Source organism: Janthinobacterium sp. BHSEK, from assembly GCF_056174685.1.
This window is the reverse complement of sequence record NZ_JBWBYV010000029.1, coordinates 65,458-80,277: the sequence shown is the minus strand read 5'-3', so window position 1 is coordinate 80,277 and position 14,820 is coordinate 65,458. Positions and strand designations below refer to the sequence as shown.

The 14,820-nt window shown below is 63.2% G+C and carries 12 protein-coding genes; 6 read left to right on the top strand and 6 right to left on the bottom strand.

The features are described 5' to 3' along the window. Positions 1 to 12: 12 nt before the first annotated feature. The 5 genes from AC0V2Y_RS11195 to AC0V2Y_RS11175 form a co-directional block, all read right to left on the bottom strand. Entirely contained in the window at positions 13 to 1,341 is a 1,329-nt protein-coding gene (locus AC0V2Y_RS11195; protein ID WP_475414160.1) for an MFS transporter, read from the bottom strand. Then, positions 1,338 to 3,212 carry an alpha-amylase family glycosyl hydrolase gene (locus AC0V2Y_RS11190; RefSeq protein WP_475414161.1) on the bottom strand — a complete coding sequence of 625 codons (1,875 nt, stop codon included), beginning with the start codon at positions 3,210 to 3,212 and terminating at the stop codon, positions 1,338 to 1,340. Before AC0V2Y_RS11190 ends, AC0V2Y_RS11195 begins: the two co-directional genes overlap by 4 nt. Positions 3,213 to 3,227: 15 nt before the next feature. Further along, positions 3,228 to 5,522, bottom strand: a complete 2,295-nt coding sequence (locus AC0V2Y_RS11185) for a TonB-dependent receptor (protein ID WP_475414162.1) — start codon at positions 5,520 to 5,522, stop codon at positions 3,228 to 3,230. A gap of 309 nt (positions 5,523 to 5,831) precedes the next feature. Further along, complete coding sequence (locus tag AC0V2Y_RS11180) at positions 5,832 to 6,860, bottom strand: LacI family DNA-binding transcriptional regulator (RefSeq protein ID WP_475414163.1); 1,029 nt, start codon at positions 6,858 to 6,860, stop codon at positions 5,832 to 5,834. A 7-nt stretch (positions 6,861 to 6,867) separates the two neighbouring features. Beyond that, complete coding sequence (locus tag AC0V2Y_RS11175) at positions 6,868 to 7,482, bottom strand: glutathione S-transferase N-terminal domain-containing protein (protein WP_475414164.1); 615 nt, start codon at positions 7,480 to 7,482, stop codon at positions 6,868 to 6,870. 278 nt (positions 7,483 to 7,760) lie between these two features. On the opposite strand from AC0V2Y_RS11175, the gene purB reads away from it, so the two are divergent. The 6 genes from purB to AC0V2Y_RS11145 all read left to right on the top strand — a co-directional run bounded on the left by purB (position 7,761) and on the right by AC0V2Y_RS11145 (position 14,059). Further along, the gene (gene purB / locus AC0V2Y_RS11170; RefSeq protein WP_475414165.1) at positions 7,761 to 9,140 is read left to right on the top strand and encodes an adenylosuccinate lyase; all 1,380 of its coding nucleotides are present in this window, start codon (positions 7,761 to 7,763) and stop codon (positions 9,138 to 9,140) included. A 185-nt stretch (positions 9,141 to 9,325) separates the two neighbouring features. Continuing rightward, positions 9,326 to 9,850, top strand: coding sequence for a cytochrome b (locus AC0V2Y_RS11165; protein WP_070311507.1), 525 nt, complete (start codon positions 9,326 to 9,328; stop codon positions 9,848 to 9,850). Positions 9,851 to 9,894: 44 nt separating this feature from the next. Continuing rightward, positions 9,895 to 10,449, top strand: coding sequence for a YceI family protein (locus tag AC0V2Y_RS11160; protein ID WP_475414166.1), 555 nt, complete (start codon positions 9,895 to 9,897; stop codon positions 10,447 to 10,449). A gap of 139 nt (positions 10,450 to 10,588) precedes the next feature. After that, a complete protein-coding gene (locus tag AC0V2Y_RS11155; protein ID WP_436500184.1) occupies positions 10,589 to 11,164 on the top strand; it encodes a YceI family protein in 576 nt (191 codons plus the stop codon). A gap of 166 nt (positions 11,165 to 11,330) precedes the next feature. Next, a complete protein-coding gene (locus AC0V2Y_RS11150) occupies positions 11,331 to 11,600 on the top strand; it encodes a GlsB/YeaQ/YmgE family stress response membrane protein (RefSeq protein ID WP_071075198.1) in 270 nt (89 codons plus the stop codon). 305 nt (positions 11,601 to 11,905) lie between these two features. Then, positions 11,906 to 14,059, top strand: coding sequence for a S46 family peptidase (locus AC0V2Y_RS11145; protein ID WP_475414167.1), 2,154 nt, complete (start codon positions 11,906 to 11,908; stop codon positions 14,057 to 14,059). A gap of 81 nt (positions 14,060 to 14,140) precedes the next feature. On the opposite strand, the gene AC0V2Y_RS11140 is transcribed toward AC0V2Y_RS11145, so the two are convergent. Then, the gene (locus AC0V2Y_RS11140) at positions 14,141 to 14,710 is read right to left on the bottom strand and encodes a hypothetical protein (RefSeq protein ID WP_475414168.1); all 570 of its coding nucleotides are present in this window, start codon (positions 14,708 to 14,710) and stop codon (positions 14,141 to 14,143) included. Positions 14,711 to 14,820: the final 110 nt, after the last annotated feature.

The window sequence follows — 14,820 nt, the reverse complement described above, 5'->3', positions numbered from 1 at the left end:
TTTCGTCCGTCCTCAAGTCTTTGTGGCCTGCGACGGGCGCAGCTTGACGAACAGCACCGCCACCGCCGCGCACAGCAGCAGGGCGCCGGCCAGCCGGATGACGTTCTCCGGATTGCCACCCAGCCAGCTGCGGTAATACAGGGGCAGGGTGAAGATCTGGATGATCATCGGGATGACGATGAACATATTGAAAATGCCCATGTAGACGCCCGTGCGCTCGGGCGGAATGCAGCCGGCCAGCATGATGTAGGGATTGCCCATGATGCTGGCCCAGGCCAGGCCCACGCCCAGCATGGGCAGCAACAGCAACGCCGGACTGTGGATCAGCGGGATGCTCAGCATGCCCACGCCGGCCGCGCACAGGCACAGGCTGTGCATGCGCTTGGGGCCGAAGCGGCGCGTGAACGGCACCAGCGCAAAGGCGGCGACAAAAGCGACGAAATTATAGAACGCGCCCACCTGCCCGTTCAGCAGGCCCGCGTCGCGAAAACCTTGCGACGCGGGATCCGTCGTGTGAAACAGGGTCGCCGCCAGCGACAGCGCGATGTACTGCCAGTAGCAGAACAGGGCGTACCACTGGAACAGGTTGACGAGGGCCAGCTGCTTCATCGTCGGCGGCATATCGCGCAGGGCCGCGCCGATATCGGCCAGCGTATGCCGCCAGCCCGGCGGGCGGCTGCGGATGGCCGCCAGCTCGGCCGCCGTGAGCGGATTTTCCGGCGTCGTCTTCAGGGTCCACAGCACCGAAGCGAGCGAGAACACGGCGCCGATCAGGAAGGCGGCGATGACGATGTGCGGGATATGGCTGCCATTGACGGCATCCTTGTTCATGCCCAGCATGACCAGCAGCGACGGCGTCAGGTAGGCCAGCGTTTGCCCCAGCCCCGTAAACGCGCTTTGCGTGAGAAAACCCAGCGAGTGCTGCTTCTTGTCGAGCTTATCGCTGACAAAGGCGCGGTACGGCTCCATCGTCACATTGTTGGCCGCGTCGAGTATCCACAGCAGGCTGGCGGCCATCCACAGGGTGGGACTGAACGGCATGGCCAGCAGGCCCAGGCTGCACAGGATGGCGCCGATCAGAAAATAGGGCGTGCGGCGGCCCCAGCGCGTCACCGTGCGGTCGCTCATCGCGCCGATCAGCGGTTGCACGAGCAGCCCCGTCATGGGACCGGCAAGCCACAGGTACGGCAGGCTCGCCTCATCGGCGCCCAGGTATTTATAGATGGGGCTCATGCTGCTTTGCTGCAGCCCAAAACTGAACTGGATGCCGAAAAATCCGACGTTCATGTTGACGATCTGCCAAAACGACAGATGCGGACGGTGCGCGCTGGCGTTGCTCATGCTGGCTCCCGATCTTGCTCCCGCTCCAGCCACAGCATATGCCATGGCTGCAGGCCTACCGTGCCGGCCAGCACGCTGCCATCGAGGCTGTTGCGCCATTCGCCCGCGGGCAAAGTGAAACGCTGGCTGGCGCCGCTGAAGTTGCTCAGGTTGAGAAATCCGTCGCCGCGCAGCAGCGCCAGCACGGCCGGCGCATCGGCCTGCATCACGCTGCGCGGCGCGGCGGCGGCCAGTGCCGGCAAGCGCCCGCGCACGTCGATCAGCTGGCGCAGCGCCAGGTACAGCCGGCCGCTGGCGCTCACGCCATCGTGGCGCCATGCCAGCAGGCTGTCGTCGAACGCGGGGCGCTGCAGCCAGCGGCTGTCCATCGCCCGGTCGGCACGCTGCGTGTAGCTGTGATCGTTGGTCATGCCCAGTTCATCGCCCATGTACAACACGGGCAAGGCGCCAAAGCTCAATGCCAGGCCATGCAGCAGCAGCAGGCGGCGCAACGCGTATTCCTGCTCCTGCACCGTGACGGCGCTTTCCAGGCCGGCCAGCGAGGCGGCCATGCCGTTGCTGCCATGCGCCTTGTCGGCACTGCTGCTCTGGAAGGCGGCGCCGCGCGCATAGCTGCCGGTGGCGCCGGCAAAGAACTGCGCGATGCGCGCCAGGCGCGCCGGCCCGTTCGCGCCCGCCTCATTGAGCAGCACGTTCCAGCCGATGTCGTCGTGACAGCGCACATAACTGAGCCAGCTTGCGGCCGGCGGCAGCGGCGGCGTGGCGGCGATCACCTGCTGCAGCAAGTCCGTGCTTTCCTCCGCCAGCGCGCCCCAGCCAGCGGCCATCAGGCTGCTGTGATAGGCGATATGGCACTCGGGCGCCGTATTGCTGCCAAAGTAGGCGGGCAGCTTGGGCGTGGGCACGATGGCTTCGGCCTTGAGCAGCACGCCCGGCGCGACGATGGCGGCAATCGCCCGCAGGGCTTGCAGCAGGCTGTGGGCTTCGGGCTGATTCATGCAGTCCGTGCCGTCGCGCTTCCACAGGAAGGCCGTCGAATCGAGGCGGAACACTTCGATTCCCTTGTTGGCCAGGCCCAGCATGGCGCCGGCCATGGCCGCGAAGACGGCTGGATTGGCGTAGTTCAAATCCCACTGGTAGGGATAGAACGTGGTCCAGACCCAGCGCTGCAGCTCCGGCACGAACGTGAAATTACCGGGCGCCGCCTGCGGAAAGACCTGGCCCACGGTGCCCTCGTAGCGGTCCGGCTGCACGCGGTCCGGATAGGTGTGGAAAAAATCGCGCAGCAGCGGGTCGCCCGCCTTGGCGCCCAGCGCCCACGCATGGTCGTCGGCCACGTGATTGAGGATCAGGTCCGAGCACAGGCTGATGCCGGCCGCGCGCAGCTGCGCCGTCAGCGCCAGCAAGTCGGCATTGCTGCCCAGGGCGGGATCGACTTCCTCGAAGCTGGCGACGGCAAAACCACCATCGCTTTCGCCGGCCCGCGCACGCAAGAACGGCAGCAGGTGCAGATAGGTCACGCCCAGTTCGCGCAGATGGGCAATGCGCGCCGCCACGCCCTGCAGATTGCCGCCGAAGCGCTGCACGTAGGCGCTGTAGCCCAGCATGGACTGGCTGGCAAACCAGTCCGGCTGTTCTTCGCGCTGCGCATCCTGGCGCAGCAGCGCCGGCGCGCGCGCCGCATACAGCCGCCCCACGCTTTCCATCAGGTCGCCCAGCCAGGGCAGGAAATCAGGCCGCTGGCCATACAGGCTGCCCAGACGGTCGAGCAAGACCGCCTCCTGGCGCGCATAGCGGCGCGCCGCATCGGCGCGCAAGTGCGTAGGGAGCGGCGCGAGCAGGCGCGCCAGGGGGCTGCGTATCGACATCATGAATCCTATCCTTGCTTAAAATGCGTATTTCAGGCTGACCTTGACGGCGCGCCCCGTGATCGAGCGGGCCGCATGGCCATCGCCCTCGACTTCCGTATAGCCGATCTTGTTGAGCAGATTATTCGCCGTCAGCGCCACCTGCATGTGCGGCGTGAGCTGGTAATTGACGAAGGCGTTGAGCACCTGGTAGGCGGGCAAGGTGATCGTGTGCGCATCGTCGCCCCACGACTTGCCCGTGCCGACCAGGCTGGCGCCCAGGGTGGCGGCTCCCCATTCATAGGTGGGCGCGATCTGGTACACGACGCGCGCCTGGCGCCGCGGCATATTGCCGATCAGCGCCACGTCGGCCGCCGCCGTGCCCGTGATCTCGGCATCCGTGAACGTCAATCCGCCGTTGATGCGGAAGTCGCCGGCGCTGTAGGCCGCTTCCAGTTCCACGCCCTTCGCTTCATAGCTGTTGGCCGTGCGCAGCTGGGTGGTCGCTTCGTAATTGCTTTCCCTCGTCTTGGCCTGGAACACGGTGACGAAGGTGCTCAGGGGACCCTGACGCCATTTCACGCCACCTTCGAGCTGGCGCACGGTGTTGATGGCGACCGGCACGCTGCCATCGAGCGGCGTGCCGAACAGGATGCGGTCAGCATTGAAGGCCACGCCTTCGCTGACGCGGGCAAACACGGCCAGGCTGGCTTGCAGCTTGTAGTTCGCGCCCAGCGAGTACGACGTGTGGCCCAGGGTGTAGTCGACCTGCTGCACCGTCGACGGCAGGTACGCTTGCGCGCCGGTGGCGATATTGGCCGTGCCGCTGGCATGCTGGCGGTCGCGCCGCAGGCCGCCGTCGAGGTTCAGCGCGCCGCTTTCCCAGGCCAGGTTCAGGTAGGGCGAGGTCGTGCGGTATTCCATGTCGACGGCGCGCGAGCAGCAGGCGCCGAAGGCCGGGCCGATGTAGCCGGGCGTGCCGCTGGCCGTTTGCAGCAGCGCCGGCTGGTCGCCCGTGGCCTGCATCAGGTATTCATTGAAGTTCCAGGTCAGGCCCAGCTTTTGCTGCGACAGGTACAGGCCGGCCGTGGTGGTCAGCTTGCCGCTGTCGAGCACGAACGTCCTGGCCAGCTTGGTGTCGCTCAGGGTATTGCTGGCGTCGTCGATGGACGTGTTGAACACCACGGCGGAAAACGCGCGGCCGATGTAGGGCTTGCCCCGATTCGGGCCGCTGGCAAACACATAGCTGCCGTCGCTGCCGTTATTCGACGGGAACACGCCGGTGAAGCGCCCCGAATTGTCGGCGTAGCGGAAGTTTTCGCTCACGCTCCAGCCCTGCCCCAGCTTGAACGATGCCTCCAGGCCCACGGTATCGCTTTTGACGTGCAAGCCGTCGTTGACGCGGGTGGCCACGCGCTGGTTATCCTTGTTCAGCACCATGTCGGGCACCCAGTACGGCGAATAGAAGCTGGCCTTGCGCGGGTCGATGCCGGCGATTTCCCCGATGCGGCCAGCGCGCACGCTGACCGGCACCGGCAGGGCCGTGGGCGACTGGTCGTCGAGGTGCTTGAACGACAGGCGCACGAAACCGCTGTCGAATTCATGCGTGACATTGCCGCGGATCTGACCGCCCTTTTCGCTGTTGACGCCACTGTGGCGGATGCCTTCTCCCGTGCGCCAGGAGCCGCCGATGAAGAAGCGCGTGCGCTCCGACACCGGCGCGCCATAGTCGAAGTCGACCCTCGTCTGGTCGTAGCCCAGGCCGCGGCTGATGGCCACGCTGCCGCCCTTCTCCTTGCCGTTCTTGCTGATGAAATTGATGATGCCGCCCGGCGAATTGGTGGCCAGGGTGGAAGCCGAACCGCCGCGCACCACTTCCAGGTGGTCGAGCGTGGAATCGATCTTGACGAAGCTGTCGGGCGTGGTGAAGTTGAAGTCGCCGAACTGCAGCACGGGCAAGCCGTCTTCCTGGATCTGCACATAGCGCGCGCCGCCGGCGGAAATGGGCAGGCCGCGCACGGTGATGTTGGCATTGCCTTCGCCACCCGAAGACTCTGCCCGCAAGCCCGGCACCGAGCGCAGGACTTCGGCGGCGCTGGTCGGCGCATTGTGCAGGATGGTATCGAGCTCCATGCTGCTGACGGAATTGCTCGATTTCATTTTGGACGTGCCGCCGGTGGTGCCCGTGACCACGATGCGTTCCAGGTTCAGGCCATCGGCAGGGGCGGCGCTGGCGGTGTCGCCGGCCGATTGCGCCTGGGCTGCGCCCAATTGCAGCATGGCCAGGGCGACGGCGGCGGCCATGCAGCCGCGTTGAGCAGTACGTGTCTTCATCTTGTCTCCAGTGTTGTATGCCGATACGTCGAGGTATCGGCTTGTTATGAGTCCTGGCTGCCGCATGCCGTGGCGCGCTGCCTGGGCCGGTACGTCATTATTCAACGAATAAGAATTTATTGCAATCGATTGCAATCGAGCGCTGCAACATGGAAATGTTGTTGTTTTTAAGAGAAAACTACGGGCGACACAGAGGAAATCTAGCGGGATTTGACGTGAATGCAGCGGTTTTCATGCTGCGGCGCAGCATGAAAATAAAAGAGGAAATTAGAAATTATTGCAATCGGTTGCAATCACTTGCGGCACGCTTCAGCGGCCCGAGGCGCGTACGATCAGCTCGGTTGGCAATTGCCGGGATGGCGCAGGCGCGCCGTCGACCAGCGCCAGCAGCGAAGCCACCAGCGCGCGTCCGGCAGTACGGATCGGCTGGCGCACGGTGGTCAGCGGCGGATGGAAATACGCGGCCAGTTCGATATCGTCGTAGCCGACCACGGCCACCTGTTCCGGCACGGCCACGCCGCGCGCGCGCATGGCGTTGATGGCGCTCATGGCCAGCAAGTCGCTGCAGGCAAAGATGGCGTCGAACGGCAATTGGCGGTCCAGCAGTTCCTGCACGTCCGTCGCGCCGCCCTGCGGCAGGAAGGAACCGGCCACGTACAGTTGCGGGTCGGGTGCCAGTCCCTGCGCGGCGAGCGCCTGCGCATAACCCTGGTGGCGCTGCGCCACTTCGGGCAGCTTGGCGTCGCCAAAGAAGGCGATGCGCCGGCGCCCCGCCGCCAGCAAGTGTTCCGTGGCCAGCCTGCCGCCCGCGACGTTATCGCCGCCGACGGTGCAATACAGCTGCTGCGGCAATTGCGCGCCCCACACGACGATGGGCACCTGGCGCGCAGCCAGCTGGTTCAGTTGTTCATGGTGGCGCCACTGGCCGATCAGGATGATGCCGATCACGCGGCCGCTGTCGAAGGACTGGGCCGCCGCATCGAGCGTTTCGGCATCGACGCGTGAAATGAGCATGTCGAAGCCCTGCTCCGTCAGCGCATCGGCCAGGCTGCCCAGCATGCTCAGAAAGAAAGGATCGGACAGGTGCTGGCGCGTGGCCGCGTCATACGGCACCACCACGCCCACCGTGCGGTTCTGTTTCAGGCGCAGGTTTTGCGCGCCGATATTGATGGAATACTTGAGCGAACGGGCCAGCGCGATGACGCGCGCGCGCGTCTCTTCATTGACCAGCGAACTGCCGCTCAGCGCGCGCGACACGGTCGACGTGGACACACCGGCCAGGCGCGCGATATCGGCCATCTGCAGGCGCTGCTGCGCCTTCGAGTCGGAACCGGTCATCGTGCGCTCACTGCGGCACGGTGTCCTTGAACGATGGCCGTTCGGACAGTTTGTCGAACAGGCGCGCCAGCGCCGGGTGCTCCGCGCGCCAGTCGATTTCCGGGAAGCGGAAGCTGAGCCAGCCCAGGGTACAGCCCACGGCCACATCGGCCAGGGTGTAGTTCTTGCCGGCGCAATACGCGCTCTCGCCCAGGCGCGCCTCGAGCGCGGCCAGGCCCAGCGTGACCTTGTCCAGCTGGCGCGCGATCCAGGCGGCGCTTTGCTGCTCGGGCGGGCGCTGCGTGCGCTCCAGGCGCACCAGCACGCCCGCGTCGAGGATGCCGTCGGCCAGCGCTTCCCAGTTCTTGATATCGGCCCGCTCGCGGCCATTGCCGCCGGCCGGCAACAATTTACAGACGGGCGTGAGCGTGTCGAGGTATTCGACGATGACGCGCGAATCGATGAGCGCGCTGCCATCTTCCATCACCAGGCAGGGCACCTTGCCCAGCGGGTTGGCCTGGGCGATGCGGGTTTCCGGCACCCACACGTTTTCCAGCTCAAAGACATAGTCGAGCTTTTTTTCCGCCAGCACGATACGGGCTTTGCGGACATACGGGCTGGCAAGGGAGCCGATCAGTTTCATAGGTACTTTAAGGTAAGGAGCAGCGCTCAGTATAGCATCGGCGGCAGCCGCCTTTTTGGCGGCACGCACCCGGCGCACCGCCCAGTGTGGCAGGCATGCCGCATCGGGGGCGGATTCGGCCAAAATGGGAGGCGCCGGCAGCCGACGGACGGCTGGCAGGCCCCCAGCGGTGGTAAAATCGCCCTTTACTGTGGCGCCGTCAGTGTTGCTGTATTGCAATAGCCCTGCCCTCCCCGCGCGCCACACGCCAACCGTTTCTTTAACTTGCGTCCGCTCTCATGACTTCTACTACTCCGTATTCCACGCTGTCGGCCCTGTCTCCGCTCGATGGCCGCTACGCCAGCAAGACCGATCTGCTGCGCCCGATCCTGTCCGAAGCCGGTTTCATGCACCACCGCGTGAAAGTGGAAATCTCCTGGCTGCAAGCGCTGTCGCAAGCCGGTTTCGCCGAAATCAAGCCGTTCTCGGCCGAAGCGAGCGCCCTGCTCGACAAGATGGCGGCCGACTTCTCGGAAGCCGACGCGGCCCGCATCAAGGCCATCGAAGCGGTCACCAACCATGACGTCAAGGCTGTCGAATACTGGCTGAAGGAACAAGTGGCGGACGTGCCGGAACTGGTGGCGGCGTCGGAATTCATCCATTTCGCCTGCACCTCGGAAGACATCAACAACACCTCGCACGGCATGATGCTCAAGGCCGCGCGCGACGGCGTGATGCTGCCGGCATTGAACGGCCTGGTGGCCAAGCTGACGCAGATCGCGCACGACAACGCCGATGTGCCGATGCTGTCGCGCACGCACGGCCAGACGGCCAGCCCGACCACCCTGGGCAAGGAATTCGCCAACGTCGTGGCCCGTTTGCAGCGCGCCGTGAAACGCATCGAACAAGTGGAAATCCTCGGCAAGATGAATGGCGCCGTCGGCAACTACAACGCCCACCTGTCGGCCTACCCCGGCTTCGACTGGCCCGCATTCTCGCAGGCCGTCATCGAACAGCGCCTGGGCCTGGTCTTCAACCCGTACACGATCCAGATCGAACCGCACGACTACATGGCCGAGCTGTTCGACGCCTTCGCGCGCGCCAACACGATCCTGCTGGACCTGAACCGCGACATCTGGACGTATGTCTCGCTGGGCTACTTCAAGCAAAAGCTGAAAGCGGGCGAAATCGGCTCGTCGACCATGCCGCACAAGGTCAACCCGATCGACTTCGAAAATTCGGAAGGCAACCTGGGCCTGGCCAATGCCGTGCTCAAGCACCTGTCGGAAAAACTGCCCGTCTCGCGCATGCAGCGCGACTTGACCGATTCGACCGTGCTGCGCAACATCGGCGTGGGCCTCGGCTACACCTTGCTGGCGTATGACAGCTGCCTGCGCGGCCTGAACAAGCTGGAAGTGAACCACGCGCGCCTGGCGCAAGACCTGGACGCGACCTGGGAAGTGCTGGCCGAGCCCGTACAAACCGTGATGCGCCGCTATGGCATCGAAAATCCGTACGAGCAGCTGAAAGAGCTGACGCGCGGCAAGGGCATCTCGAAAGAGGCGCTGCAAACCTTCGTCAATGGCCTGGCCATTCCGCAGGATGCCAAGGACGTGCTGCTGAGCATGACGCCGGGCAACTACATCGGCATCGCGGCGCAATTGGCCAAAGCCATCTAAGCCGTTTCCACATGGGGATCGTCCGATCCCGCTCCCGCGGGGCGGCCAGCATACAAATGCTGCCCGCCCCGCGGTTTTTCCCGCACTCTTTCTTGTAGAATCTCCAGCACGCAGCGCAATTTGCTTTTCTTTGGTATATTAGGCCGAATTAGTCCTAACACGTACTACATTCAAGAAAGCCGCCGATGCAACGCTACACCACCACCGCCATCATCCTGCACTGGCTGACCGCCCTGCTGATCATCAGCGCCTTCGTCATGGGCCTGGTCATGACGGATATTCCCGGCCTGACGCCCACCAAACTCAAATATTTCTCCTGGCATAAATGGCTGGGCGTGACCGTGCTGGCCATCGCCGCCATCCGCCTGCTGTGGCGCAAGGCCAACGTGCCGCCGCCGCACCCGGCCAGCATGGTTGCCTGGCAAAAGAAGGCGGCCGATGCCATGCATGTGCTGCTGTACATCCTGATCTTCGCCGTGCCCATCTCCGGCTACCTGTACACCCTGGCCGCCGGCGTGCCAGTGGTCTACCTGGGCCTGTTCCAGTTGCCCGTCATCATGGCGCCGAATCCGGAACTTAAGCCGCTTTTAAAAGAAATTCATTATGTTCTGAACATGACGATGGCCGCCGCCGTGGCCGCCCATGTGCTGGCGGCCCTGAAGCACCAGTTCATCGACCGCGACGGCGTCCTCAAGCGCATGCTGCCCTGACATCGACTTCCCCTTGCTCACTGAAACTACAGGAAAAAAACAAGATGAAAACCACCCAACGCATCGTCCTCGCTTCCCTGCTGGGCCTGTCCGTAGCCGCCACCGCCGCCACCCTGCTGAAAGTCGATCCCGCCAAGACCAGCGTGTCGGCCGTGTTCAAGCAAATGAATGTGCCGGTGGAAGCGAAGTTCAAGAAATTCAATATCGCCATCGATTACAACCCGGCCGCGCCGGACGCCTCGAAGGCGTCGGTGGAGATCGAGACGGCCAGCATCGATATCGGCGACCCCGAGTACAACAAGGAAGTGGCGAAGAAGGAATGGTTCAATTCGGCCCAGTTCCCGAAAGCCACCTTTGTCTCGAACAGCATCAAGGCCGCCGGCGCGGGCAAGCTGACGGTAAGCGGCAAGCTGAGCATCAAAGGCAAGACCACCGACGTCACCTTCCCCCTGACGGTGAAGGCTGATGGCGGCAAATACGCGTTCGACGGCGCCCTGCCGATCAAGCGCCTGACCTACAACATCGGCGAAGGCGAGTGGAAAGACACGAGCATGGTTGCCGACGAGGTCACCATCAAATTCCACGTCGCCGCGCAATAACACCTGAGAAAACGTCCATGACTGCGTTGCTCTTGCCTCGTCGTACTATTCGTACTGCCTTCGGCAAGGCGCCTTGTCCTGAACGTTTTTCAGGCGTTACCAAAAACAACCCCACAACCTGTTCAACTTTAGGATCTGCATGAAATTTTCGCACTTGATGATCGCCGTGCTGGCAGCTGCCGGCGCGGGTTCGGCCATGGCCGCTACCGACACCTACAATCTCGACCCGACGCACACTTTCCCAAGCTTTGAAGCCGATCACATGGGCATGTCCGTGTGGCGCGGCAAGTTCAACAAGACCAAGGGGACGGTGACCCTGGACCGCGCCGCCAAGAGCGGCAGCCTGGATCTGGTCATCGATGCCGATTCGATCGACTTCGGCCTCGATGCCATGAACACGCACGCGAAAAAAGCGGACATGTTCAACGTCGAGAAATTCCCGCAAATCACCTACAAGAGCACCTCGCTCAAGTTCAACGGCGAGCAGCTGGTGGAAGTCGATGGCGAACTGACCCTGCTGGGCGTGACCAAGCCCGTCAAGTTGAACGTGAGCAAGTTCAAGTGCATCATGCACCCGCGCTACAAGCGTGAGGTGTGCGGCGCCGATGCCACGGCGGAATTCAAGCGCAGCGACTTTGGCCTGAACTACGGCATGCCGGCGTTCTCGCCGGAAGTCAAGCTGGCCATCCAGGTGGAAGCGATCAAGGCCGACTAAACACGATCTTGCCGCATGATAAGCCCGCCTCGCTGCCCGCAGCCAGGCGGGCTTTTGCATGCGCCATGCGAATCCGCTGGACTTTTCTATCGTGCGGCATCACTATCGATTGGCATGATGTTGTTCTGACATGCCACACCCACTTATCCACCGCGCGGAGGACTACATGAATTTCATTATCTGGATCGTTATTGGCGGCGTCATCGGCTGGCTGGCCAGCATGGTCATGAAAACCGATGCGCAACAGGGCATCTTCCTCAATATCGTCGTCGGCATCGTCGGCGCCTTCCTGGGCGGCTGGCTGCTGGCGCCGCTGTTCGGCACGGGCACCATCAATAGCGACAATTTCAGCCTGTCTTCGCTGCTCGTTTCGTTCCTGGGCGCCGTGATCCTGCTGGGCATCGTCAATCTTTTGCGCCGCGGCAAAATACGCTAAGCAAGCAAAAAGCAGGGCATGGCAAGTGGCCGGGCCGCGCAAGCGCCCGGCCATTTTTCATTGCCGCCAGGACACGTATGGACAAATACCACAACCGCCGCACGAGAAAATGCGGGTTGCCAGCCGCTTCCAGCCCCTCTGCCAGCGCAAAACATATCATTCAGGCAAGCACTTGCGAATATGCTGCCAGGAAAATGTGATTGACTAGTGCGAGTCCGATACGGATACTCTATGTCGCCCGCTGCATAATCAGCGGGTACGCCGCTGATTCCGACTTCCCTACAATGTAAAAGAACAGAACTCGAATGAAAAAATCTCTCATCGCGCTCGCCATCCTGAGCAACTTCGCACACGCCGACGAAGGCATGTGGATGCCCCAACAGCTGCCACAAGTAGCCAAGGAACTGAAAGCCGCCGGACTGAAACTGGACCCGGCCACCCTGACCAAACTGACCGAATTCCCGATGGGCGCCATCGTCAGCCTGGGCGGCTGCTCGGCGTCGTTCGTCTCGCCGCAAGGCCTGGTTGCCACCAACCACCATTGCGTCTACAACAGCGTGGCGGTCAATTCGACCAAGGAGCGCGATTTGCTGGCCAACGGTTTCCTGGCCAAGACGTTCGCTGAAGAATTGCCGGCCGCCCCGGGCAGCCGCATCTTCGTCACCTCGGCCGTGACGAATGTCAGCGACAAGATCATCAGCGCCGACGTGGCCAAGCTGCAAGGCAAGGCCCGCATCGATGCGATCGAGAAAAACCAGAAGAAACTGGTCGCCGAATGCGAAAAAGAAGCGGGCTTCCGCTGCACCGTGTCGAGCTACTACGGCGGCCTGGAGTTCTACCTGATCAAGCAACTGGAAATCCGCGACGTGCGCCTGGTGCACGCGCCTCCAGCGGGCGTGGGTAAATTCGGCGGCGACACCGACAACTGGATGTGGCCGCGCCACACGGGCGACTACGGTTTCTACCGCGCCTATGTCAGCAAAGACGGCAAAGCTGCCGACTTCAGCAAGGACAACGTGCCGTACCAGCCAAAACACGTGCTGAAACTGGCCAAGGATGGCTTGAAGGAGGGCGATTTCGTCATGGCGCTGGGCTACCCAGGCCGCACCAACCGTCACCGCCTGCCATCGGAAGTGGCGTTCACGTTTGACTGGAACTACCCGGCCTTCGTGAAAGCGTCGGGCGAAACCCTAGCCATCATCGCGCGCGAAACCAAGGACAACAAGGACGTTGCCCTGAAATACGCGGGTCAGGTGGCTGGCGTGAATAATTACTACAAGAACCGCCAAGGCATGCTCGATTCCTACGCCGGCAGCGACTTCCTGGCGCGCAAGACGACGGAACACGAAGCCCTGAAAACCTGGGTCAACGCCAATCCTGCTCGCAAGGCGGAATTTGCCGGCGACATCGAGCAAGTGGAAAAGCTGATCGCCGAACGCGATGCCGACACCAAGCGCGACTTCTTCCTCAGCTACGCCCAGCCACGCCTGCTGAACACGGCACGCAGCCTGTACCGCCTGTCGAACGAAGGCACCAAGGCCGATACGGAACGCAAGTCCGGCTACCAGACGCGCGACTTGCCACGCCTGGAAGCGGGCATCACCTCGGTCGAGCGCACCTACGATGAAAAAGTCGACAAGGCGCTGGTACTGAACAGCCTGACCAAGTACGCCGCGCAACCGGCCGCACAGCGCCGCGCCAGCTTCGACGCCGCCATCGGCATCAAGGACGGCATGTCGCAAGCCGACCTGGCCGCCGCCCTGGACAAACTGTATGCCGGCAGCAAGCTGGGCGACAAGGCCGAGCGCGCAGCCTGGCTGAAACGCACGCCAGCCGAATTCCAGGCCAGCAAGGACAGCTTCATCCAGGCCGCCGTCGCCATGTATCCGGATTCGCTGAAAAACGAAGCGGAAGAGGAAGAACTGGCCGGCAAGATCCAGCAAGCCTACGCCAACTACATGAAAGCAAAGATCGCCTTCATGAAGAGCAAGGGCCAAGCCGTCTATCCTGACGCCAACAGCACCCTGCGCGTGACGTTCGGCCGTGTTGCCGGCCGTGACCATGGCGCCGACGGCACCACCTGGACCGCCTTCACCACCGTCAATGGCGTCGCCGCCAAAGCCACGGGCGAAGGCGAGTTCAATGCACCGGCGAAGCAGCTGGCCGCGATCAAAGCCAAGGACTTCGGCAAATTTGTCGATCCGAAGCTGAAAACAGTGCCGGTCGACTACCTGGCCACCCTGGACATCACCGGCGGCAACTCCGGTTCGGCTGCCCTGAACGCGAAAGGCGAATTCATCGGCCTGGCATTCGACGGCACCCTGGACTCGATCATTTCCGACTGGGACTACAACAAGGCCAACACCCGTTCGATCCAGGTCGACCTGCGCTACATGCTGTGGAACATGAAACACATCGACCACGCAGACAACCTGCTGAAAGAAATGGGCGCCGAGTAATTCGCGGATAACAACAACTAATAAGCCCGGCAACGGGCGGTTGTTCCCTGAGCCACTCCTGCGGGAGTGGCTTTTTTTCGTCTAACGTTTTATTTTGGTGAAACGGTAAGGCGCGGCTTGCTCCTCGCCAAACACGTGCGCGCGGCCGCTTCCCAGCGGCAGCATCACCCTCCGGCCATCGTGCAGCAGCAAGGCCAGGTCGGCGCCGGGAAAGCGCTGCGTCAGCAGCGGATACGCTGGCCGGGCGATGCGCGCGGCGGGAATCACGATGCGGTAATCGCCGTCGCCAAAATCCAGCAGCAGCGCGGCCGCCTCATCCGGCCCCGGCAGCGCCGTGATGCGCAGACGCGTGCTGCCCTTGACGAGCTCGAAGGCCGACCATACGGGCAAGGCACGCCGCATCGTGCCGACCCGCAACTGCGGCGCCTGGCCCGCCTCCGCCGACGTCAGCAAGACGTCAGGCGACGCCTCGGACGCCGCCCCATCGACGGCCAGCAGCCAGCCCCGGTAGCGTATCAGCGCGCCCTGCGCACTAGCCGTCACGGAGCCGCCCTGCGCCACCGGCTCCTTGCTCGCCGGCAAGCGCAACGGCGCCGCCTGTGCCGCCAGGCATATCCCCCACACCAGTGCCGCCATCGCCGTCTTGCCCATGCCGCCTCCCTTGCGCGTGAAACGTATTCATAACACAAGTTCGACCCGGCCCATCTGCCGCGCCTCAAGGCGCCAACGCCGGTGCTACAATTGGCCCCTAGCGGGCGTAC

What these genes read in the sequence shown, in the direction of transcription:
- AC0V2Y_RS11160 (WP_475414166.1), top strand. Translation starts at nt 9,895, where the DNA reads ATGAAAACCACCCAACGCATCGTCCTCGCTTCCCTGCTGGGCCTGTCC.
- AC0V2Y_RS11185 (WP_475414162.1), bottom strand. Translation starts at nt 5,522, where the DNA reads ATGAAGACACGTACTGCTCAACGCGGCTGCATGGCCGCCGCCGTCGCC.
- AC0V2Y_RS11165 (WP_070311507.1), top strand. Translation starts at nt 9,326, where the DNA reads ATGCAACGCTACACCACCACCGCCATCATCCTGCACTGGCTGACCGCC.
- AC0V2Y_RS11190 (WP_475414161.1), bottom strand. Translation starts at nt 3,212, where the DNA reads ATGATGTCGATACGCAGCCCCCTGGCGCGCCTGCTCGCGCCGCTCCCT.
- AC0V2Y_RS11195 (WP_475414160.1), bottom strand. Translation starts at nt 1,341, where the DNA reads ATGAGCAACGCCAGCGCGCACCGTCCGCATCTGTCGTTTTGGCAGATC.
- AC0V2Y_RS11140 (WP_475414168.1), bottom strand. Translation starts at nt 14,710, where the DNA reads ATGGGCAAGACGGCGATGGCGGCACTGGTGTGGGGGATATGCCTGGCG.
- AC0V2Y_RS11180 (WP_475414163.1), bottom strand. Translation starts at nt 6,860, where the DNA reads ATGACCGGTTCCGACTCGAAGGCGCAGCAGCGCCTGCAGATGGCCGAT.
- AC0V2Y_RS11155 (WP_436500184.1), top strand. Translation starts at nt 10,589, where the DNA reads ATGAAATTTTCGCACTTGATGATCGCCGTGCTGGCAGCTGCCGGCGCG.
- AC0V2Y_RS11145 (WP_475414167.1), top strand. Translation starts at nt 11,906, where the DNA reads ATGAAAAAATCTCTCATCGCGCTCGCCATCCTGAGCAACTTCGCACAC.
- AC0V2Y_RS11175 (WP_475414164.1), bottom strand. Translation starts at nt 7,482, where the DNA reads ATGAAACTGATCGGCTCCCTTGCCAGCCCGTATGTCCGCAAAGCCCGT.
- purB (WP_475414165.1), top strand. Translation starts at nt 7,761, where the DNA reads ATGACTTCTACTACTCCGTATTCCACGCTGTCGGCCCTGTCTCCGCTC.
- AC0V2Y_RS11150 (WP_071075198.1), top strand. Translation starts at nt 11,331, where the DNA reads ATGAATTTCATTATCTGGATCGTTATTGGCGGCGTCATCGGCTGGCTG.